At 33.7% G+C, this 19782-nt stretch carries 20 protein-coding genes; 11 read left to right on the top strand and 9 right to left on the bottom strand.

Going from position 1 to position 19782, the window contains the following annotated elements:
- Positions 1-71: 71 nt before the first annotated feature.
- The 3 genes from holA to ettA are packed head-to-tail and all read left to right on the top strand — an operon-like array spanning position 72 to position 3043.
- The gene (holA, locus tag QO182_RS07370) at positions 72-1076 is read left to right on the top strand and encodes a DNA polymerase III subunit delta (protein ID WP_371540565.1); all 1005 of its coding nucleotides are present in this window, start codon (positions 72-74) and stop codon (positions 1074-1076) included.
- 45 nt (positions 1077-1121) lie between these two features.
- Positions 1122-1304, top strand: coding sequence for a CAL67264 family membrane protein (locus QO182_RS07365; RefSeq protein ID WP_371540668.1), 183 nt, complete (start codon positions 1122-1124; stop codon positions 1302-1304).
- A 44-nt stretch (positions 1305-1348) separates the two neighbouring features.
- Positions 1349-3043: an energy-dependent translational throttle protein EttA gene (ettA, locus tag QO182_RS07360; RefSeq protein ID WP_371560775.1), complete on the top strand. Its 1695-nt coding sequence runs from the start codon at positions 1349-1351 to the stop codon at positions 3041-3043.
- Positions 3044-3111: 68 nt separating this feature from the next.
- On the opposite strand, the gene QO182_RS07355 is transcribed toward ettA, so the two are convergent.
- The 4 genes from QO182_RS07355 to QO182_RS07340 all read right to left on the bottom strand — a co-directional run bounded on the left by QO182_RS07355 (position 3112) and on the right by QO182_RS07340 (position 7475).
- Entirely contained in the window at positions 3112-4059 is a 948-nt protein-coding gene (locus QO182_RS07355) for a hypothetical protein (RefSeq protein WP_371560773.1), read from the bottom strand.
- Positions 4060-4614: 555 nt separating this feature from the next.
- Entirely contained in the window at positions 4615-4743 is a 129-nt protein-coding gene (locus QO182_RS07350; RefSeq protein WP_371540554.1) for a hypothetical protein, read from the bottom strand.
- A 75-nt stretch (positions 4744-4818) separates the two neighbouring features.
- Entirely contained in the window at positions 4819-5235 is a 417-nt protein-coding gene (locus tag QO182_RS07345) for a thiol-disulfide oxidoreductase DCC family protein (protein WP_371560771.1), read from the bottom strand.
- Positions 5236-5306: 71 nt separating this feature from the next.
- Complete coding sequence (locus QO182_RS07340; RefSeq protein WP_371560769.1) at positions 5307-7475, bottom strand: DNA mismatch repair protein MutS; 2169 nt, start codon at positions 7473-7475, stop codon at positions 5307-5309.
- A gap of 218 nt (positions 7476-7693) precedes the next feature.
- Between QO182_RS07340 and QO182_RS07335 the strand changes: the two genes are divergently transcribed.
- Positions 7694-8386 carry a uracil-DNA glycosylase gene (locus QO182_RS07335; RefSeq protein ID WP_371560767.1) on the top strand — a complete coding sequence of 231 codons (693 nt, stop codon included), beginning with the start codon at positions 7694-7696 and terminating at the stop codon, positions 8384-8386.
- Between the two features lie 306 nt (positions 8387-8692).
- Here QO182_RS07335 and QO182_RS07330 read toward each other — a convergent pair whose 3' ends face one another.
- From QO182_RS07330 to QO182_RS07310, 5 genes are all read right to left on the bottom strand, one after another.
- Positions 8693-9067, bottom strand: coding sequence for a DUF4258 domain-containing protein (locus tag QO182_RS07330; RefSeq protein WP_371540543.1), 375 nt, complete (start codon positions 9065-9067; stop codon positions 8693-8695).
- 36 nt (positions 9068-9103) lie between these two features.
- Positions 9104-10303 (bottom strand): alanine dehydrogenase, encoded by a 1200-nt coding sequence (locus QO182_RS07325; RefSeq protein WP_371540541.1) that lies wholly within the window; start codon positions 10301-10303, stop codon positions 9104-9106.
- Positions 10304-10391: 88 nt separating this feature from the next.
- Entirely contained in the window at positions 10392-10871 is a 480-nt protein-coding gene (locus QO182_RS07320) for a GNAT family N-acetyltransferase (RefSeq protein ID WP_371540538.1), read from the bottom strand.
- A gap of 13 nt (positions 10872-10884) precedes the next feature.
- Positions 10885-11292: a tRNA (adenosine(37)-N6)-threonylcarbamoyltransferase complex ATPase subunit type 1 TsaE gene (gene tsaE / locus QO182_RS07315; RefSeq protein WP_371540535.1), complete on the bottom strand. Its 408-nt coding sequence runs from the start codon at positions 11290-11292 to the stop codon at positions 10885-10887.
- A gap of 47 nt (positions 11293-11339) precedes the next feature.
- Complete coding sequence (locus tag QO182_RS07310) at positions 11340-12893, bottom strand: PglZ domain-containing protein (RefSeq protein ID WP_371540532.1); 1554 nt, start codon at positions 12891-12893, stop codon at positions 11340-11342.
- A gap of 666 nt (positions 12894-13559) precedes the next feature.
- On the opposite strand from QO182_RS07310, the gene QO182_RS07305 reads away from it, so the two are divergent.
- The 7 genes from QO182_RS07305 to chrA all read left to right on the top strand — a co-directional run bounded on the left by QO182_RS07305 (position 13560) and on the right by chrA (position 19719).
- Positions 13560-13979 (top strand): MarR family winged helix-turn-helix transcriptional regulator, encoded by a 420-nt coding sequence (locus tag QO182_RS07305; protein ID WP_371540530.1) that lies wholly within the window; start codon positions 13560-13562, stop codon positions 13977-13979.
- A 2-nt stretch (positions 13980-13981) separates the two neighbouring features.
- Entirely contained in the window at positions 13982-14404 is a 423-nt protein-coding gene (locus tag QO182_RS07300) for an organic hydroperoxide resistance protein (RefSeq protein WP_371540527.1), read from the top strand.
- A gap of 36 nt (positions 14405-14440) precedes the next feature.
- Positions 14441-15076, top strand: a complete 636-nt coding sequence (locus QO182_RS07295; protein ID WP_371540525.1) for an NAD(P)H-dependent oxidoreductase — start codon at positions 14441-14443, stop codon at positions 15074-15076.
- A 1034-nt stretch (positions 15077-16110) separates the two neighbouring features.
- Complete coding sequence (locus tag QO182_RS07290; protein WP_371560765.1) at positions 16111-17307, top strand: serine hydrolase domain-containing protein; 1197 nt, start codon at positions 16111-16113, stop codon at positions 17305-17307.
- Positions 17308-17477: 170 nt separating this feature from the next.
- The gene (locus tag QO182_RS07285; protein WP_371540519.1) at positions 17478-18008 is read left to right on the top strand and encodes a GNAT family N-acetyltransferase; all 531 of its coding nucleotides are present in this window, start codon (positions 17478-17480) and stop codon (positions 18006-18008) included.
- A gap of 52 nt (positions 18009-18060) precedes the next feature.
- Positions 18061-18546 (top strand): GyrI-like domain-containing protein, encoded by a 486-nt coding sequence (locus QO182_RS07280; RefSeq protein ID WP_371540516.1) that lies wholly within the window; start codon positions 18061-18063, stop codon positions 18544-18546.
- 39 nt (positions 18547-18585) lie between these two features.
- Positions 18586-19719, top strand: a complete 1134-nt coding sequence (gene chrA, locus QO182_RS07275) for a chromate efflux transporter (RefSeq protein WP_371540513.1) — start codon at positions 18586-18588, stop codon at positions 19717-19719.
- Positions 19720-19782 lie beyond the last annotated feature (63 nt).

The following is a 19782-nucleotide window of genomic DNA, read 5'->3' as shown; positions in this document are numbered from 1 at the left end:
TACCGTTTAAAGTTCTTGTTATTTGTAACATTGTGACTGAATACGTTAACTGAACACTGAAGACTGAAAAAATGGACGAGGTTATAAAAATTCTGAATGATATTAAAAGCGGGAACATCAAACCTATTTATTTTTTAATGGGTGAAGAACCGTACTACATTGATATCGTATCAGACTATATTGAAAAAAATGTCTTGTCTGAGGAAGAGAAAGGATTCAATCAAACTGTTTTGTATGGTAGAGACGTTTCTGTTGAAGATATTGTTTCGACAGCTAAGCGTTACCCAATGATGGCGGAACGCCAGGTGGTGATTGTAAAAGAAGCGCAAGATTTGAGTCGGACTATTGACAAGCTAGAAAGCTATGCTGATAATCCGATGCCTTCGACCGTTTTAGTGATTTGCTACAAATACAAAACACTCGATAAACGTAAAAAAGTAACTAAGGTACTAGGGAAAAACGGTTTGGTTTACGAAAGTAAAAAACTATATGAGAACCAAGTTGGAGATTGGATAAAGCGCATCCTAGCCAGTAAAAAATATACCATTGAACCCAAAGCCAGCGCGATGCTTGTGGAATTTTTGGGAACAAACTTAGGAAAAATAAACAATGAACTTGAGAAGTTACAAATAATATTACCCAAAGGAAGTGTAATTGCTCCTAAAGATATAGAAGAAAATATCGGATTCAGTAAAGACTTTAATGTATTTGAACTTCGCAAAGCAATAGGAGAAAGAAACCAGCTTAAAGCCTACACAATCGCAGCAAATTTTGCGAATAATCCAAAAGAGAACCCAATGGTGGTTACGACAAGTCTGGTTTTTGGTTTTTTTATCCAATTATTGAAATACCACGGACTCAAAGACAGAAACCCAAAAAATGTCGCAGCAGTTATTGGAGTCAATCCTTTTTTTCTAAAAGAATATGATGTGGCGCTTAAAAATTATCCCATGAAAAAGGTAAGTCAAATTGTAGCTTCCTTGCGAGATATCGATGTAAAAAGCAAAGGAGTAGGGGCAAGTTCGATGTCAAATTCCGACTTGTTAAGAGAAATGCTGTATAATATATTCAATTAGCACTTAAATTCACGATATTTGCACTTTAAAAAACAGGCTTTAGTTATGGGAATGAATAAAAATACCGTCTTAGGATGGGCTACTTTTATAATGATAGTAATGGGTTTTCTCTTAATAGGTCTTGGCGCTTTTAGATACAGTGACGTTTCCGGATGGGGATTTGCAGCTGTTGGCGTTGGGTTCTTAGCGAATGCATGGGTTTTTAGCTCACTCAAAGGGAGACTTTAGAAAAATGTTTTAAATATTGAATTTTAAATTAAAAATAATAAAAAATGGCAGACGATAAGAAAGTAATATTCTCAATGTCAAAATTGAGTAAAACCTATCAAGGAGCAGATAAACCCGTTCTTAAAAATATCTATTTGAGTTTCTTTTATGGAGCAAAAATTGGTATTTTAGGTCTTAATGGATCTGGAAAATCTTCTTTATTAAAAATTATTGCTGGTACGGATAAAAACTATCAGGGAGATGTTGTTTTTGCACCAGGTTATACCGTCGGGTACTTAGAGCAAGAGCCAATCCTTGATGACAGTAAAACTGTTATCGAAATTGTTCGTGAAGGTGTTGCTGAAACAATGGCAGTATTAGAGGAATTTAACCAAATTAATGATAGTTTTGGTCTTCCAGAAGTGTATGAAGATGCAGATAAAATGGAGAAACTAATGGATCGTCAAGCTTTGTTGCAGGACAAAATAGATGCATTAGGTGCTTGGGAAATTGATACAAAATTAGAAATTGCAATGGATGCTTTACGTACTCCAGATGCAGATACACCTATAAAGAACCTTTCTGGAGGAGAACGTCGTCGTGTGGCTTTATGTCGTTTGTTATTGCAACAACCAGATGTATTACTTCTTGATGAGCCTACCAATCACTTAGACGCAGAAAGTGTATTATGGTTAGAGCAACATTTAGCACAATATGCAGGAACGGTAATCGCTGTAACGCACGATAGATACTTCTTGGATAATGTGGCAGGTTGGATTTTAGAGTTAGATAGAGGAGAAGGTATTCCATGGAAAGGGAATTACTCTTCTTGGTTAGACCAAAAATCAAGTAGAATGGCACTTGAAGAAAAAGTGGCTTCAAAACGTAGAAAAAACTTAGAACGTGAGTTGGACTGGGTTCGTCAAGGTGCTAAAGGACGTCAAACGAAACAAAAAGCACGTTTACAGAACTACGATAAAATGCTTAATGAAGATCAGAAAGAATTAGATGAAAAATTAGAGATTTATATTCCTAATGGACCACGTCTAGGTACTAATGTAATTGAAGCCAAAGGCGTTTCTAAAGCATATGGTGATAAATTATTATATGATAATTTAAATTTCACCTTACCACAAGCTGGAATCGTTGGAATTATCGGACCTAACGGTGCTGGTAAATCTACTATTTTTAGAATGATAATGGGAGAAGAAAAACCAGATGCAGGGGAATTTGAAATTGGTGATACGGTTAAGATCGCGTACGTCGATCAAGCACACTCTAATATAAATCCTGATAAATCTATTTGGGAAAACTTCTGCGATGGTCAAGAATTAATTATGATGGGCGGTCGCCAAGTGAATTCTCGTGCTTATTTAAGCCGTTTCAACTTTGGAGGAAGTGATCAAAACAAAAAAGTTTCAACACTTTCTGGTGGAGAGCGTAACCGTTTACACCTTGCCATGACTTTGAAAGAAGAAGGTAACGTTTTGTTACTGGATGAGCCTACCAATGATTTGGATATTAATACACTACGTGCTTTAGAAGAAGGACTTGATAATTTTGCCGGTTGTGCAGTGGTAATTTCTCACGACAGATGGTTCTTAGACAGAATTTGTACGCACATTCTAGCCTTTGAAGGAAATTCTGATGTGTATTATTTTGAAGGTGGTTTCTCTGAATATGAAGAAAATAAGAAAAAACGATTAGGTGGGGATTTAACTCCAAAACGTTTGAAATACAGAAAACTAATCAGAAGTTAATTTTAGTTTTTGATACAAAAACAAAAAGGATGTCAATTATGGCATCCTTTTTTTTATACCTATTGATTTTAAAGTATCTTGCTATTCAATCGCTGTTTGATCTCTTTTTTTGTCATTTCCTTTGTTAGGATGGACTCGTTAAAATCAGTGATATAGCTACTTTTAGCGACTATTTTTATTACGCCCTCTGCAGTATAAAAATAAGGAGTTAAATAAATATAAGGACTATTTGACTTTTTTATTAATTTACTACTGTCAAACATTGCTTTGTTATCAAAATAATATATGCCAAAGTGTAAAATGTAATTTTCATTATTGAATTTATTCAACGTGCCTAACATTGTATTCGGATATACTATATCTCCTAATTTTACCTTAAAGCTATCTTTTTTGAATCCCTTGTAAATAGCATAAGTCCCATCTTCATGCTCTATCACAATATTGTTGGTCTTACTAGTGTATACCATTTTAGTTAAAGTATCGTTTTGAAATTCATTTTTGAAATTAACAACTATACCTTTTCGCATGGAAAAAACAGAATCAGCCGTTTTGCTATTTGTAGAATATGATTTCCAGCTTTCTGGTTTTTCTGCACCAAAATACTTTTCATTTACATTCCCACTTTCATAAATAGTGATCTTTGCACCTTTTTTAAATGGAAATAAATATTGAAATAAGCTATCCACTTTTGGTCTTGAGTTCCCAAAAGCATATGAGGTTTTATAGCCGTAGCTAATTCCTAAATCTTTATTTGTGGGCCTAAGAGTCAATAATTTCCCAAAATTTCCTTCAATGACTTGTTCGTAATGATCTGCTGCGCTAGTGTTTGTTAATCCATTAAACTCTATTTTAATGGTGTAGCTTCCAGGCATATTTTTTTTATAAAAGAAATCAACACTTTTATTTTCATTCCTTATAGCAGTTACTTCTATAACACGATCCTGAGCTTGTAGTTTTGTCGAACAACTTATAATTATTAGACATAAAGCGATCTTTAATTGAAAATAATTTTTCATTACATTTTTTTTAGGTTAATATAAATACGAACTTGTTTAGAAATTCTGTAGTTATTATTTTATTTTAATACTTTTTTTTTTAGAACTTAAATTACAACAGCAGAGTGAATGATTTTGTGTTCACACCTTGTGGAATAGAACTATATCAAGTAAATTTAGAAATTTATTCCAATTTAAAGTAAGAAAATATGTTCTTTTTATTTTGTGAAATTCATTATTTGGAGCGTGTTTCTTTGAATATGAAGAAAACAAAAAAACGATTAGGTGGATGCTAATATGTAAAAACGATTAAAATAGAAAAACCTAATCAGAAGTTAATTTTAGTTTTTTCAGAACAGCAAAAAGGATATCCGATTACGACATCCTTTTTTATTTATAGTTGAAGCATTTTGGTTTTAAGAGAGCTAACTTTCGTTAGCCATTCTATTTTGAAAAAAGAAGAGAATTGCTGAGGCTAATTAAAAACAAAAGAACACAACAAGAGTGAATACAAGTATAGACGCTTGAATAGCGACTGCTTATATATTCTTAAATAAGTCAAAGACGCATCTGATTTTATTTTTTTTTCTTATCGTTGTTCATTAACAGTAATACAGTAGCTACTAAAGCAAGTACCACAAATCCAAAGACGAAAACAATAATTATCGAACCGCTATCCCAAGTAATAAGTGCCATATTTTTCATGTTTTTTTAATTTTAAAAATCAAAAATATAAATTTTGTCAGCAAAACAATATGATAAAAATCATTAAATGCTATTTTAGGGTAAAAATTTTGATTTCAATTCTGTTGTAGGAATCATGCAGCTCTCTTTTTTACCAAACCATTTGTATCTGTTCTTGGCAATCCAATCGTATAAAAAATTACTGAATTTTAATGGTAAAATTTTAAAAATGGTTAACAAACTATAAAAAGAACCAAGTTGGGAGGCAATTGCTAAAGCGGCTTCCGATTTGTAGTAATAAGCAATTCCAGGCTCGTAGAGTATGATGCTATCGATACTTTTTTGGTCTACACCAATATGTTTACAGATTTCGCCGCCCAAATCAGATTGCAATGCTACAAATCGGAAAACGTCTTTTTTATCGTGTTTTATGATAAATTGTACCGCCGAATTGCACAAATTGCAAACGCCGTCGAACAGGATAATCTTTTTGTCTTTAGATAGGCTTTCCATTTTTTTGTAGTTGTGAGGCTATAATAGCGTTTAAAATCAACTAACCGCTGATTATTGAACACTCGAACTGATTATTTCTTTTTCATCGCTTCCACCAATTCCAGTTCATCTAAACTGACTTTTGACGTAAACATACCGTAATTTACCGTTGCTTTATTCTTTTCTATAGTATCAATGCTTCCCACTGCTTTCCCATCAAGCATGCGTACACGATCGCCTACTCTTAAAATAGCCTTCACTTTTTCGATTATCGGTTTCAGTTTCTTTTCCTTCTTTTCTTTTCTGATTTCTTCCACATGTACCGTAACTTCCGCAATGACTTCTTTCTTCTTGGCTACGATAGCTTTAGCTTCTTTCGGAGTCGCTTTCTTGCGTTTTGAATTTTCAATTTCGATAATTTTCAAAAAATCACCGATAAGGTCTTTTTTACTTTTATTATTGAAATATTTCTCGGCAATATCTTCAATTTTTTGTCCTATGTAAATGGTCTTTTGGTTACTGTCATATAATTCCTGATAGCTTTCCAACTTTTGCTTGATTTTTACATTGATTGTTTCCATTTTCTTTCCTTCCTCGCGCGCTTTGGTTTCTTCTTCCTTAAGCGTTTGCGAAGTTTTTTCCATTTTCGAGCGTTCCTTCTGTAGTGTAGCAATAGTTTTGTCAAAACGTACTTTACCAACTTCAATTTTCTTTTTGGCACGATTGATTAAACTGAACGGAATTCCGTTTTTCAGCGCAACTTCAAAAGTAAAGGAACTACCCGCTTGGCCCAGTGCTAATTTATAGATGGGTTCCAATGATTTTTCATCAAACATCATATTAGCATTAGTTGCAAAAGGCAACTCATTAGCTAGAATTTTTAAATTCGAATAATGGGTAGTTATAATCCCAAAAGCTTCGCGATGGTAGAATTCTTCGAGAAAAATTTCAGCTAAAGCACCACCCAATTCAGGGTCGGAGCCAGTACCAAATTCATCAATCAGGAACATCGTTTTCTTATTGCACTTCTTTAAGAAGTAGTTCATGTTCTTTAGTCGGTAACTGTATGTACTTAGATGATTTTCAATAGATTGATTGTCTCCAATATCGGTAAGGATTCTATCGAATAAAAAAGTTTCTGATCGTTCGTGAACCGGAATCAACATTCCCGACTGCAACATCAATTGTAGCAATCCAACCGTTTTTAAAGAGATTGTTTTACCACCTGCATTAGGCCCGGAAATCACAATAATTCTATTCTCCTGCTTCAGTTCAATAGTTTGCGGATGTGTAATTTCCTTTTTCTGTTTGTTGTTCAAATACAGAATTGGATGATAGGCATCTCTAAAATAAAGTCGGCGATTGTCCGTAATTTGAGGCATGATACCGTTAATTCGGTTGGCATATTTTGCTTTTGCAGCAATAACATCAATATCGCTCAGGAAATCCTGGTATTGAATCAGCAGCGGTAAAAAAGGACGGATATCATTCGACAATTGTTTTAAAATACGAGTAATTTCTTCACTCTCCTCATATTCTAAATTACTTAATTCACGAGAATATTTTAATGTAGTCTCTGGTTCTATATAAGCGATGCTTCCTGTTTTTGAACTTCCTAATATAGATCCTTTGACTTTACGGCGGTACATCGCTAAAACAGCCAAAACTCTGCGGTTTTGCACAAAACTTTCTTTGATGTCATCCAAATAGCCTAAGCTATTGTATTGTGTCAATGCCACACCAAAACTTTGGTTAACTTTACCGCGAACCGAATTGATGTCTCTGCGAATATTCAATAGTACTGGCGACGCATTATCCTTAATTTCACCATACTTATCAACGATTTGGTCAACGGCTGTGATGATTTCTTTGGTTAACTCAACTTCGTTTGCTCTAGTGTTTAAATGAGGGTAATAGTCATCAAATTTTTTGAAGTAATTCAATAAAAAATTAACCGTTGAAGATAGGGTTGCTATTTTTCTAAAACTACCTACTTCCAGAAAACTATCCTCGATTGCCAGAAATTTAATTTCGTGGCTTATGGCATCAAAACCATGATTAGGAATTGCATTGTTATTTTGAAACGAAGAGACGTACTCAGAAGTTTGTAGCAAAGCTTGCATCAAAGTTTCTTTGTCTCTAAACGGTGTGATTTCTAACGCTTTTTGTTTCCCAATGTCTGTATTACATATGGTTGAAATAGTTTCGAGTACAGTTGGAAATTGTAAGTCTTGTAATGTCTTTTCGGTAATGGATATCATTGTTTTTTCTAAATTGCAATGAAGCAAAGTTACAAAGATTCCATGTTAAAATAGACTATCTAATACTGTACTTTACGATATATGTATAGATGAATTCTATTTTGCTGCAATTGGAGATAAAAAATCGCAAAGATTAAGAAACGATTAGAGTCTTGTTTATGATAATTAGGTCGATGAGTTAGTAATCTTACTGTATATTTGCGCTACATCTTTATATTATGAAAATCAATCTTGAGCCGGGATGGCAGGCTATTTTAGCAGACGAAATTCAGAAACCTTATTTTAATGAATTAATAGAAAGTGTAGACGAAGAATACAAGCTTAATACTTGTTATCCACCGAAGGATTTGATTTTTGCTGCTTTTAATTATTGCAGTTTCGAAGAGGTAAAAGTGGTGATTATAGGTCAGGATCCCTATCACGGGAAAGGGGAGGCTAATGGCTTGGCTTTTTCGGTAAACGACGGTGTGCGGATTCCGCCTTCACTTCGAAATATTTTTAGGGAAATTAGTGATGATTTAGGAACTATTTTTTTACCCGCATCAGGTAATTTAAATCCGTGGGCAAAGCAAAGTGTTTTACTTTTGAACGCTTCTTTAACGGTACGTGAAGATACGCCAAACAGCCACAAACATTTAAAGTGGAACCTTTTTACGGATGCCGTAATTCAAAAGATCTCTGATGGTAAGGAAAAAGTTGTTTTTTTACTTTGGGGTAATTTTGCGCATAAAAAAGGGCTTAAAATTGACCGAAGCAAACATCTAGTTTTAGAATCGGGACATCCATCGCCAATGAGTGCAAACCAGGGAAAATGGTTTGGAAACAAACATTTTAGTAAAACAAATTCCTATTTGAAGGCAAATGGCGAAAAGGAGATCGATTGGATTTTTAATAACGGAAGCCTTTTTTAATAGCGTGAGTTATTTTTTAACATATACAAGCATAGATTTTTTGTTTCTAAAAAAAGAAAAATCCGCTGTTAAAAAGAATATTAATAGGTGTTAGGCTTTATGATCTTTCCTACATTGATATGACAAAAAAACGGAAATTCATTGACAACTCTCCTATAAAACTAGGATTCCGCGTGAGGGATTGAAGCTAGCTACCAAAGTAGCGCGTAAAGCCCGACAGCAGATAAAAAAAGGGCTTATTACCGCAAAGTAATAAGCCCTTTTTTTCTATGGTGGCACGCCCAAATAATGAAAGTGCCTTTTGTTTTATTTCTTTATGATTTCTTCCAGTATAGCCTTATTCTCGTGATTGCTTACTTTTAATATAATTTTCTGATTTTTAGTAGTTTTGCCTTCAATAACATATACTTTTGCTTTGTGAAACTCAGTATTACTATTGTCAAAATCAACATCTCCAAACTCTAATGTGTTTTTGATGTCGATAGTATCAATCCATTTTTCAGCTAATACTTGGGATGCTTTTTCAGAATATTCGAAAGGTTTGTTTCTTAAATCATTTAAAACTCTGGCATTTGGAAAATAATTACAGCGGGTATCTTTTCCACTAAATATAAGAGAAACAAAAAATATACCTATAACTAATCCCACTAAATAGTAGGCAAAACGATGGAAAAACTTCATGAATTATTTTTTTTGCAAAGGTAGCGGAAAGTTTATTTAAAACACAATTAAATTGATGTCGTTATTAGGTAAATCGAACCAATCGCCAATGACTTTATTCGTCAGAATACCATGATAAAAGTACACTCCGTGTTTTAACCCTACATCACACCGAATAGCACTTTCAAGTCCGCCATCCTCAGCAATCTGCATTAAAAAGGGAGAAATTATATTACTGATACCCAGTGAAGCTGTTTTTGAATAACGCGAAGCAATATTAGGAACGCAATAGTGCACTACATTGCTTTTAATAAAGGTTGGCTTTTCATGCGAGGTAACTTCTGATGTTTCAAAACATCCTCCGGTATCAATGCTTACATCGACAATTACGGCACCTCTTTTCATATGTTCTACCATGGTTTCAGTAACTACTACCGGACAACGTTGTAATCCAGTCATTGCTCCAATGGCAACATCACAACGCCTTAATGCTTTCAATAAAGATTTAGATTGTATGGTGGAAGTAAAAATCCGTTGGTTCAGGTTGTTTTGTAGTCTACGTAGTTTAGTGATCGAATTATCAAAAACTTTTACGCTGGCTCCTAATCCTATTGCGGTTTTAGCAGCAAATTCTCCAACTGTTCCAGCGCCTAAAATAACTACATCTGTAGGAGGAACTCCAGTTATGTTTCCAAATAATAGTCCTTTTCCAAATTCATTAGTAATCATGAGTTCAGCCGCAATTAATATCGAGGCGGTTCCTGCAATTTCACTCGAAGATCGTACAGCAGGGTAGCTACCATCCTCATCTTTTATGTATTCAAATGCTAAAGCGGTTATCTTTTTTTTGCTTAATGCTTCAAAGTAACTTTTTTGCATCGTTTTTAATTGAATCGACGAGATTAGAATAGTCTGGTTGTTCATCATCGCGATCTCCGCAAGAGTAGGAGGTCCTACCTTCAAAATCATCGGACAGCCAAATACCTTGGCAGTATCTTTTGTCACTTCGGCACCTGCATCACTATATTCTTTGTCGGAGTAACTTGAGCTTTCTCCTGCTCCTGACTCTATCATTACGCGGTGTCCATTGAAAGACAAAGAGTTAACAGCGTCTGGAGTAAGGCAGATACGGCGCTCTTGATAACTGGTTTCTTTAGGGATACCAATAAAAAGATCGCTTTTTCTTCGGCTTACCTCGAGTTTTTCTTCCTGTGGTAATAACTGTTGTTTAGTGAAAGGAGTTATTGCTATTGACATTGATAAAGTTAATTAGTAAAGGTAAAAATACGTAAAAAGATTAAAAAATAAGGCTTTCAACAGAGATAAATATTCGAAAAAGATTGATTTATAACCCTAAAATTAATTTTTCCATTTTAATATCGGCTCTTTCATAAATGCCATGTTCTAAAGGAATTTCTTTAAAACCATATTTTTCATAGAGGCCAATTGCAGGAATTAGTTTTCTGTTAGAGTAAATAATAATTTTTTCAATATCATTTTCTTCAGCGGTTTTTATACAGTGTTCCATTAGTTTCTTTCCAATTCCCAACCCTTGAATACCATCCTTAACAGCCATTTTACTCAGTTCAAATTCTGTATCATTCATTTTTATCAAAGACACTGTACCTACGATAGTTTCATTGTACTTTGCATAAAATATCATCCCCCCTTTATCTATGATTTCCTCCTGTGGATTAGAAAGCACAAGTTCATCTTTGGGTTCTATCTTAAAATATTTGATAAGCCATTCAATGTTCAATGTTTTTATTGGCTCCTTTAAATCGGAAGAAAAAGGGATTATTGTAACTGTATTCTCTGCGTTCATGGTAGGTAATTATTTAGCTTAACTCTAATAAACGTTTTCCGCCGTTTAGTTCCTTAATCGTAATAACAGAATGGGAATCTGGAATTAGGTTTGGGATATTTTCTGCCCATTCAATAAAGCACCAGTTTCCAGAATATAAATATTCATCTACTCCCATGTCTAATGCTTCAGTTTCGTTTTGCAATCTATAGAAATCAAAATGGTAAACAATTTGATTGTCAATAGTATGATATTCATTAACTAAAGAAAAGGTTGGACTACTTGTTGCTTCCATAACACCTAGTTCTTTAGCAAGCTGTTTGATAAAAGTGGTTTTTCCAGCACCCATATCTCCATGAAAAAGGATTACTTTTTTTGGTTGATCAGCGACAATTCTACGTGCTGTATTTTCGATTTCATCTAATGAAAAAGTGATTTCCATTTTAAAAATTTGTTTAAAGTTTAAGGTCTTAAGTTTTATTGACTAGACTATTTCGGATTAAAAATCAAAAACGGAATAATCATCTCCTCCAATGAAATTCCACCGTGCTGATAGGTATTTCTGTAATAACTGACATAATGATTAAAATTATTTACATAGGCTAGAAATAAATCATTTTTTGCAAAAATATAAGAACTACTCATATTAATGGCAGGTAAGCCTATTTTTTTTGGTTCTTTTACCGCATAAACATCTTTGTACTCATACGTAAGGCTGCGTCCTGTTTTGTAACGCAAATTTAGACTAGTATTTTTATCACCTACTACTTTCGACGGATTTTTCACATTTATCGTTCCGTGATCTGTGGTTAATATCAATTTGAATCCTAGTTTTTGTGCTTGCTGAATGATTTCGAGCAGGGGAGAGTTCTTGAACCAACTCAAGGTCAATGAGCGGTATGCTTTATCGTCAGAAGCAAGTTCTTTAACCACGTCCATCTCCGTTTTTGCGTGCGATAACATATCTACAAAATTATAAACTACAGTAACCAGGTCGTTGTCTTTTAAACCTTTAAAATTCTCAACGAGTTTTTTACCGGCTGCCAAATTTGTGATTTTAAAATAGTCCTCTTTGATGTTTAGCCCTAATCGTTTCAACTGTGCCGATAAAAACTCAGCTTCATAAAGGTTTTTACCACCTTCTTCGGGATCATTTTTCCAATATTGCGGAAACTGTTTTTCCATTTCTAACGGCGTCAAACCGGAGAAAATAGCGTTTCGTGCATATTGAGTTGCCGTAGGCAGAATAGCGAAGTACGGCACTTCTTTTTCCAGTTTATAATAGTTAGACACTTCGCTTTCAAAGGTCTTCCATTGATCGTACCGCAAATTATCGATAACGACAAAAAGAATAGGTTTGTCTTTTTTTACAATTTCAGGAACGACTAATTCTTTAAACAAAGTATGTGATTGCACGGGTTTATCTGCTTTTGGTAAGAACCAATCCTCATAATTGCGTTCGATGAATTTTCCAAACTGCGAATTAGCCTCGGCTTTTTGGGATTCCAAAATTTCGATCATTCCATGATCGTTGATATTCTCCAAATTAAGCTCCCAAAAAATTAATTTCTTGTATAGCTCCACCCAGTCTTCATAGGAATTTACCATCGCCATTTCCATAGAAATTTTTCGGAATTCTTTTTGGTAGTCCAAAGTAGTTTTCTGTGAAATAAGGCGAGAGTGATCTAGGTTCTTTTTTAAACTCAATAAAATCTGATTTGGATTCACCGGTTTAATTAGGTAATCTGCAATTTTTGAGCCTATCGCTTCCTCCATGATATATTCTTCTTCGCTTTTGGTGATCATGATCATGGGAACAGCCGATTTTTTCTCTTTCATTTCAGAGAGCGTTTCGAGTCCGCTCATTCCAGGCATGTTTTCATCTAGGAAAACAATATCAAAATTCTCGTTTTCAAATATATCAATTGCATCGCGACCGTTGTTGCAGGTCGTTACACTGTAGTTTTTCTTTTCCAGGAACAATATGTGAGGTTTCAAATAATCGATTTCATCATCTACCCAAAGTATTTTTATCTTATCCATATATATTATAAATAGTATTCTAAATTTCTAATTTATTGTGCCAATTTACAGCTTTTTGAAGCGCTTATTTCCTAATATTATGATAAAATTTATTGATAGAAGATTGATTTGTGTGTGGTTTTTAATGGAGCAACAGGATTGAATAAAGCAGTAATATAAAAAAAGGTTTAGACAGACCTATTCTTGTGAGGATATAGCACCAACATATAATTACTAGTACCAGTCTCGCAACCATAGCTATTCCAACGTTAAACTCATAATAATCAGATTAAGCGAAATATAGAAGATTTTTCATTTTATTAGAGCAAAGTAATTTCTAACTAAATTCTAACATCAAATTGGGGAATCATGCATAACATAAAACGATCTATTTTAACTGTAAATGAAATATTAAATAGGAAGGGAAATCTTTTTTTATAGAAAATTCATTCAATTTAATCCTATACTAAAACGCTGTTTTTGTTCTAGGTTTTTTGTTGAAATGGAAAATGAAGTAGGAACACACAAATAATTGATAATATGAATATAGACGCTTAAAAGGAGTTGAAAAAGTACCGTGCAATCTTTTTGATATAATGAGACAACTGTTAAAACAATATTAATCTTTGGTAAGTAAATTGTGTACAATTTAATTGTGCACTATATTTGTAGAATCAAATAAGAAACATGAAAGACCAATTACATATAAGTGAACAAGTTTGTTTTCCAGTTTACGTTTTGGCGAAGGAAATTATTAATCACTATCGTCCTTTGCTTGAAGAGTTACAGCTAACTTATCCGCAATATTTGGTCATGCTTGTGTTGTGGGAATATAAAGAACAAACCGTAAATCAACTGGGAGAAAAATTAAGACTAGACAGCGGGACACTAACTCCTTTACTTAAAAGAATGGAGCAAAAAGAGTTTGTTTATAGAATACGAAGTACAGTTGATGAGCGGTTAGTCAATATTTCGTTAACGGAGAAAGGGAAAGCATTAAAAGAAAAAGCATCTTGTATTCCAGCTCAGTTAATGGAATCGATGAACATCTCAGCCGAAGATTTGTTAGTTTTAAAAAACATAATTACCAAAATATCAAAAAAATAGAAATGAAAACATTGTATACCACAAAAGCTACCGCAACCGGAGGTAGAAACGGACAAGTAAAAAGTGAAAATGGAATTCTGGATGTAGAAGTAAGACATCCAAAGGCTTTGGGTGGAGGAAATGATGATTTTGCCAACCCAGAAATGCTTTTTGCAGCAGGATATTCAGCTTGCTTTGATAGCGCGCTTAACTTGGTTATTAAAAAAGAAAATATCGAAACCGGAGAAACAACAGTTTCGGCTAAAGTAAGTATTGGTCAAAATGAAAGTGGAGGTTTCGGACTAGAAGCTGAGTTGCATGCTAATATTCCCGGGGTAACCATCGAGGAAGCACAAACTTTAATTGAGAAAGCACATCAAGTTTGTCCTTACTCTAATGCTACAAGAGGGAATATGCCAGTAAAATTGACAGTTTCAAACAATTAAATAGAATTATATACCTTAGACATAAATAAAAATAAAATGACTTTAATAGAAAATTTAAACTGGAGACATGCTGTAAAAGCATATGATTCTACGAAGAAAGTAAGCCAAGAAAATATTGATAAAATTATAGAAGCAGCTCGTTTAGCACCAGCTTCATCTGGATTACAACCGTTCAACGTAATTGTAGTTGAAAGCCAAGAATTAAAAGAAAAATTAGTAAAAGGGGCTTTAAATCCAGAATGTATGAGAGATTGTTCTCATGTTATTATATTTGCTGGATGGGATCGTTACACTGTAGAACGAATTGATAAAATGTACAATTATACTACAGATGAGCGTGGATTACCAAGAGGACGTTTTGATAGTTATACGGATATGTTGAAAAAAATATATCTTGACCAACCAGCAGAGGAGAACTTTGCACACATTGCGAGACAAACATATATTGCACTTGGACTTTCATTGGCGCAAGCCGCTGAATTAAGAATAGATAGTACTCCAGTTGAAGGTTTTGATAATAGTGTGGTGGATGAAATCTTAGAATTAGATAAACGCGGATTAAAAAGTGTCTCTTTAATGTATGTAGGTTATGCTGATACGCCAAAGGATTGGATCGCTACTATGAAAAAAGTAAGAACACCGAAGGAAGAATTTGTAATTGAATACAAATAATTAATAATACTATAGTGTGGATTTTCTTTTAAAATTTATACCATGTTAAATAGAAAAAGCCTAGATCAAGACGACGTTTTGATCTAGGCTTTTTTGGTTTAAATAATTGAGTACTATTTTACTGCTGTTTTAGTTTGTTTCATAATTAAATTAAATTTTTTAAAATATTGGTTCCCAATGATTTTATTCTAATTTTATGCTTTGTACTACCAATTCAATTTAGGTTGTTATGAATATGTATACAATCCATTTATTTTTTTATATTAGTACAAAATTAGTGCTAATTTTTAAGCTGTGTCATTAGAATCAAAGACTAATAGCCCAAGATAATTGGTTATATCCGCGCTAATATTTAATTTACAAAAGGATAATTTAAATAATAGAAATAGTATAATAAAGAGTTTATTACAACAAACACTAGAAACCAATAATACCTAACCAATTTTTATGAAAATATCTAAAACGATATATTTAGTATTAGCAATACTATTTTTAATTTCTTTCATCTACTCCTTGTTTGATACCGCAGCAACACACAAACTATTTTTTTGGGAGGTTAATATATGGGTGTACCGATCCTTTAGATTAGCAATAGCTGTGCTATTTATGAAATCGTATTTAGATATGAAAAATGCTGAAAAGAGAACAAGGCAATAAAATCTATAACGTACTTGTTCTACAAACTGAGAACTAGTTCAGATTTACAATCTTTGCCCACACAGTGAAACAGTATATAGAAATTATAAGCGTAGATTTTCCTTTGTTCGAAAGGACAAGCAGAAGTATCAATACTTTTATTTATATCAATAACATAATAGTCAAAACGCTGTTGCAAAATTGAATTTTATGCAGAACCCTATTTCGATTAAAATAATTTTTAGTTAATCACTACTCAAACCATTACAAATTAATTCAAAATAAAAAATATTCTTGTCTTTTTAATAGTACTATTCTCGGTACCTAGCTTTGCTCAAAACTTCAATAAAGCCAAAATTGATAGTCTGTTTCAGGTTCTACAAGCTAAAGATAAATACATGGGAAGCGTAGCCGTATCTGAGAATGGAAAAATAATTTACAGCAATGCGATAGGGAAGGAAGATATTGCAACTAATAAAATAGCAACTGTTTCTACCAAATATAGAATTGGTTCCATCTCTAAAATGTTTACTTCGGTTTTAGTTTTTAAAGCCATCGAAGAAAAGAAATTAAGTTTGACTCAAACTATTGAAAGCTATTTCCCTTCGGTTGAAAACGCATCAAAAATTACGATTAGCAATTTATTGAACCATCGCAGTGGAATTTATAATTTTACCAGCGCTCCAGAGTACAATAGCTATAGCGCGCAACCTAAAACTGCAAAAGAAATGGTTGCTATTATTGCTAATGGCAAAAGTGTTTTTGAACCTAACAGCAAAGGTGAATACAGCAATTCTAATTATGTGCTACTGAGTTACATTCTCGAAGAAGTTTACAAGCAACCGTATGCTGCCTTAGTACAAACAAAAGTTGTGAAGCCATTAGACTTAAAAAACACCTACTTTGGAGGTAAAATTGATTTGGCTAAAAACGAAGGCTATTCCTATAGCTATACAGATAAGTGGAATAAGGAAACTGAAACAGATATCTCAATCCCAATGGGAGCAGGAGGAATGGTATCAACACCAACTGATTTGACCCAGTTTATTCAGGCATTATTTGACGGTAAACTAATCTCGGTAACGTCATTAGAACAAATGAAAACAATTCAGGAAAAATACGGAATGGGGATTTTTCAGATTCCGTTTTATGATAAAACAGGATATGGACATACTGGCGGAATCGATGGATTTGGTTCGGCTTTGTCTTATTGGCCAGAGAGCAAACTAAGTATTGCGATCACTTCAAATGGTATAAATTATGGAAATAATGATATTGTGGTTGCTATATTATCTAGCTATTACAATAGAAAATTTGAAGTCCCTACGTTTACTACTTTAGCTCTAAAAACAGAAGATTTAGACCAATATTTAGGAGAATATGGAAGTCCTACATTTCCTCTTGCCATTGCTGTAACAAAGGATAAGACTAAATTAGTGGCTCAAGCAACAGGACAAGGTGCTTTTCCACTAGAAGCTATTAAGAAAGATACATTTGAATTTAAAGCAGCAGGAATAACGTTGGAATTTAATCCAACATCAAATCAAATGACTATAATTCAGGGTGGAATGAAAAATGTATTGACTAAGAAGTAATCTTTTTTAGTTTTATCATTAAGAATGGGAATAGCTCAGCTATAATTTAGACTATAATATCTTGAAAAACCGGGTAAAAGTACGCATCTTTTTAAAGGGTAAGTTGATTACTTTTACCTTTTAAAATTTCGAGGAAATAGGTTTGGAATTTTTAGATAAAAACACACAATGTGAATTTAATAATAAACGAATTGAAAACATTTGAAACAGAGCGACTCTTTCTAACACCCACCAATAAAGCCGATGCCGAATTCATTTTAGCACTTTTCAGCACACCAAAATGGATTGAATTTATAGGAGATCGAAATTTAAAAAACGTTCAAGATGCCGAAGAATATATCGCGAATAAAATAACACCCCAAATTAAAAAACATGGTTTTGGAAACTATACAGTCACTCGAAAATTTGATCGTGCAAAAATTGGCTCCTGCGGACTTTACGATCGAGAAGGTTTGGACGGTATTGACATTGGATTTGCTTTTCTTCCCGAATATGAAAAAAAAGGCTATGGATTTGAAAGTAGCAATAAGCTAAAAGAAGTCGCTTTCAGTGAATTTAATTTAATGGAAATTAAAGGAATTACTTCAGAAAAAAATATCGGCTCTCAGAAATTATTGATAAAACTAGGTCTCCAATTCGAAAAAAACATTAAATTGACAGAAGATACCGAAGAGGTGTTGCTTTATAAATTAGCGTTTTAGAACAAAAAGTATCAGTTTTGAATTCTTAAATACTAATTAAAATTACCCGATAATGGTTCCAAGAATAGTAATATTTCCCGAAACAAAAGTGATAGGAATGCGAATGACGATGTCCTATAGTGACTATAAAGCGAAGGAAGTATGGAAGCGTTTTATGCCGAGAAGAAAAGAAATTTTAAATACTATAGATACGGATTATTACTCGATGCAATTGTTCAGCCCTACTTATTATGATAATTTTGATCCCACCGTACCGTTTGACTATTGGACAGCTGTAGCAGCCAGTGATTTTAAAATAATTCCTGAAGGAATGGATTCTTTTACAATCAGTAGCGGTCTTTATGCTGTTTTTAATTACAAAGGAGGTCCTAGTGGTTCACCTGCTGCGTTTGAATATATTTTTGCTACTTGGTTGCCAGGATCAGAATATGTTTTAGATCACAGACCTCATTTTGAAATATTGGGTGATAAATACAAAAATGACCATCCTAATTCTGAAGAAGAAATTTGGATTCCCGTGAAACTGAAAAAACGGTAACTTTGCCGACTGAAATTTACTAATAAACGAGCGATCGTAATGAATGAAAAGCAAAAGTTAAAAGAAGTGGCCGCACTTTTTTTAAAGTTAGGAATTATAGGTTTTGGAGGTCCCGCCGCACACATTTCTATGATGCGAGAAGAGGTAGTGGTAAAAAAAAAGTGGCTTGAAGAACAACATTTTTTAGATTTAATAGGCGCCACTAATTTGATTCCAGGCCCCAACAGTACAGAAATGGCAATCCATATCGGTCACGAAAGAGCAGGATGGAAGGGGCTTATTGTTGCGGGATTATGTTTTATAATCCCAGCCGTTATTATAACAGGAATCTTTGCCTGGCTTTATAAAGATTACGGGCAATTACCGGAAATCCAACCCTTTTTATACGGTATAAAACCCGCTATAATTGCCATTATTCTAGGTGCTATTTTTCCTTTGGCTAAAAAATCATTGAAAACGGTTCGATTAGGAATTATCGGCGTTATTGTTTTGGTGCTTTCGCTATTGCAGTTTAACGAAATTGCACTTCTTTTTGGCGCTGGATTTTTGGCCTTATTTTGGAATTCAATCACTAACTATGACTCCAATATAAAAGCCAACAGCTGGATTTCGCTAACGCTGTTTCCTGTTTCTAAAACGGCTCTGCTGGCACCAACGAATTTTAATTTATTTCTTATTTTCTTAAAAGTAGGGGCAATCCTATATGGAAGCGGCTATGTTCTATTTGCTTTTCTGGATGCCGAATTGGTCGCCAAAGGCTTGCTGACACGAACCCAACTAATTGATGCCATAGCGGTAGGACAATTCACGCCGGGTCCCGTTTTCTCCTCAGTTACTTTTGTGGGTTATCAAATCAATGGAGTATCAGGCGCATTGATAGCAACGCTGGCTATATTTTTGCCCTCGTTTTTATTTGTAGCCCTATTGAATCCTTTGGTTAAAAAAATGAGAAATTCTAAACCTTTTGCTGTATTTCTGGATGCCGTAAATGTGGCTTCCATCTCAATAATTATATCCATTTGCTACGAATTGGGAAAAGAAACCATCATAGATTGGCGCACCATTTTAATAGCAATAGTGAGTATGGTAATTGTTTTTAATTATAAAAAAATAAACAGTGCCTTTATCGTTCTTGGAGGAGCGTTTTTTGGTTATTTATTGATGTTACTATAGTAAAAGGTATTGCTGTTTTCCTGGCGGATCGGTAATAGAAAAAGGCAATATCAAAACACAAAA

The organism is Flavobacterium sp. Arc2, from assembly GCF_041431385.1.
GTDB lineage: Bacteria > Bacteroidota > Bacteroidia > Flavobacteriales > Flavobacteriaceae > Flavobacterium.
This window is presented reverse-complemented; position numbering and strand designations above follow the sequence as displayed.

Coding starts and splice junctions, on each gene's coding strand:
- QO182_RS07350 (WP_371540554.1), bottom strand. CDS start 4,743: ATGAAAAATATGGCACTTATTACTTGGGATAGCGGTTCGATAATTATT.
- chrA (WP_371540513.1), top strand. CDS start 18,586: ATGAATGAAAAGCAAAAGTTAAAAGAAGTGGCCGCACTTTTTTTAAAG.
- QO182_RS07290 (WP_371560765.1), top strand. CDS start 16,111: ATGGGAAGCGTAGCCGTATCTGAGAATGGAAAAATAATTTACAGCAAT.
- QO182_RS07345 (WP_371560771.1), bottom strand. CDS start 5,235: ATGGAAAGCCTATCTAAAGACAAAAAGATTATCCTGTTCGACGGCGTT.
- QO182_RS07340 (WP_371560769.1), bottom strand. CDS start 7,475: ATGATATCCATTACCGAAAAGACATTACAAGACTTACAATTTCCAACT.
- QO182_RS07305 (WP_371540530.1), top strand. CDS start 13,560: ATGAAAGACCAATTACATATAAGTGAACAAGTTTGTTTTCCAGTTTAC.
- QO182_RS07330 (WP_371540543.1), bottom strand. CDS start 9,067: ATGAAGTTTTTCCATCGTTTTGCCTACTATTTAGTGGGATTAGTTATA.
- QO182_RS07310 (WP_371540532.1), bottom strand. CDS start 12,893: ATGGATAAGATAAAAATACTTTGGGTAGATGATGAAATCGATTATTTG.
- QO182_RS07335 (WP_371560767.1), top strand. CDS start 7,694: ATGAAAATCAATCTTGAGCCGGGATGGCAGGCTATTTTAGCAGACGAA.
- ettA (WP_371560775.1), top strand. CDS start 1,349: ATGGCAGACGATAAGAAAGTAATATTCTCAATGTCAAAATTGAGTAAA.
- QO182_RS07295 (WP_371540525.1), top strand. CDS start 14,441: ATGACTTTAATAGAAAATTTAAACTGGAGACATGCTGTAAAAGCATAT.
- QO182_RS07300 (WP_371540527.1), top strand. CDS start 13,982: ATGAAAACATTGTATACCACAAAAGCTACCGCAACCGGAGGTAGAAAC.
- QO182_RS07280 (WP_371540516.1), top strand. CDS start 18,061: ATGGTTCCAAGAATAGTAATATTTCCCGAAACAAAAGTGATAGGAATG.
- QO182_RS07320 (WP_371540538.1), bottom strand. CDS start 10,871: ATGAACGCAGAGAATACAGTTACAATAATCCCTTTTTCTTCCGATTTA.
- QO182_RS07325 (WP_371540541.1), bottom strand. CDS start 10,303: ATGTCAATAGCAATAACTCCTTTCACTAAACAACAGTTATTACCACAG.
- QO182_RS07355 (WP_371560773.1), bottom strand. CDS start 4,059: ATGAAAAATTATTTTCAATTAAAGATCGCTTTATGTCTAATAATTATA.
- QO182_RS07365 (WP_371540668.1), top strand. CDS start 1,122: ATGGGAATGAATAAAAATACCGTCTTAGGATGGGCTACTTTTATAATG.
- holA (WP_371540565.1), top strand. CDS start 72: ATGGACGAGGTTATAAAAATTCTGAATGATATTAAAAGCGGGAACATC.
- tsaE (WP_371540535.1), bottom strand. CDS start 11,292: ATGGAAATCACTTTTTCATTAGATGAAATCGAAAATACAGCACGTAGA.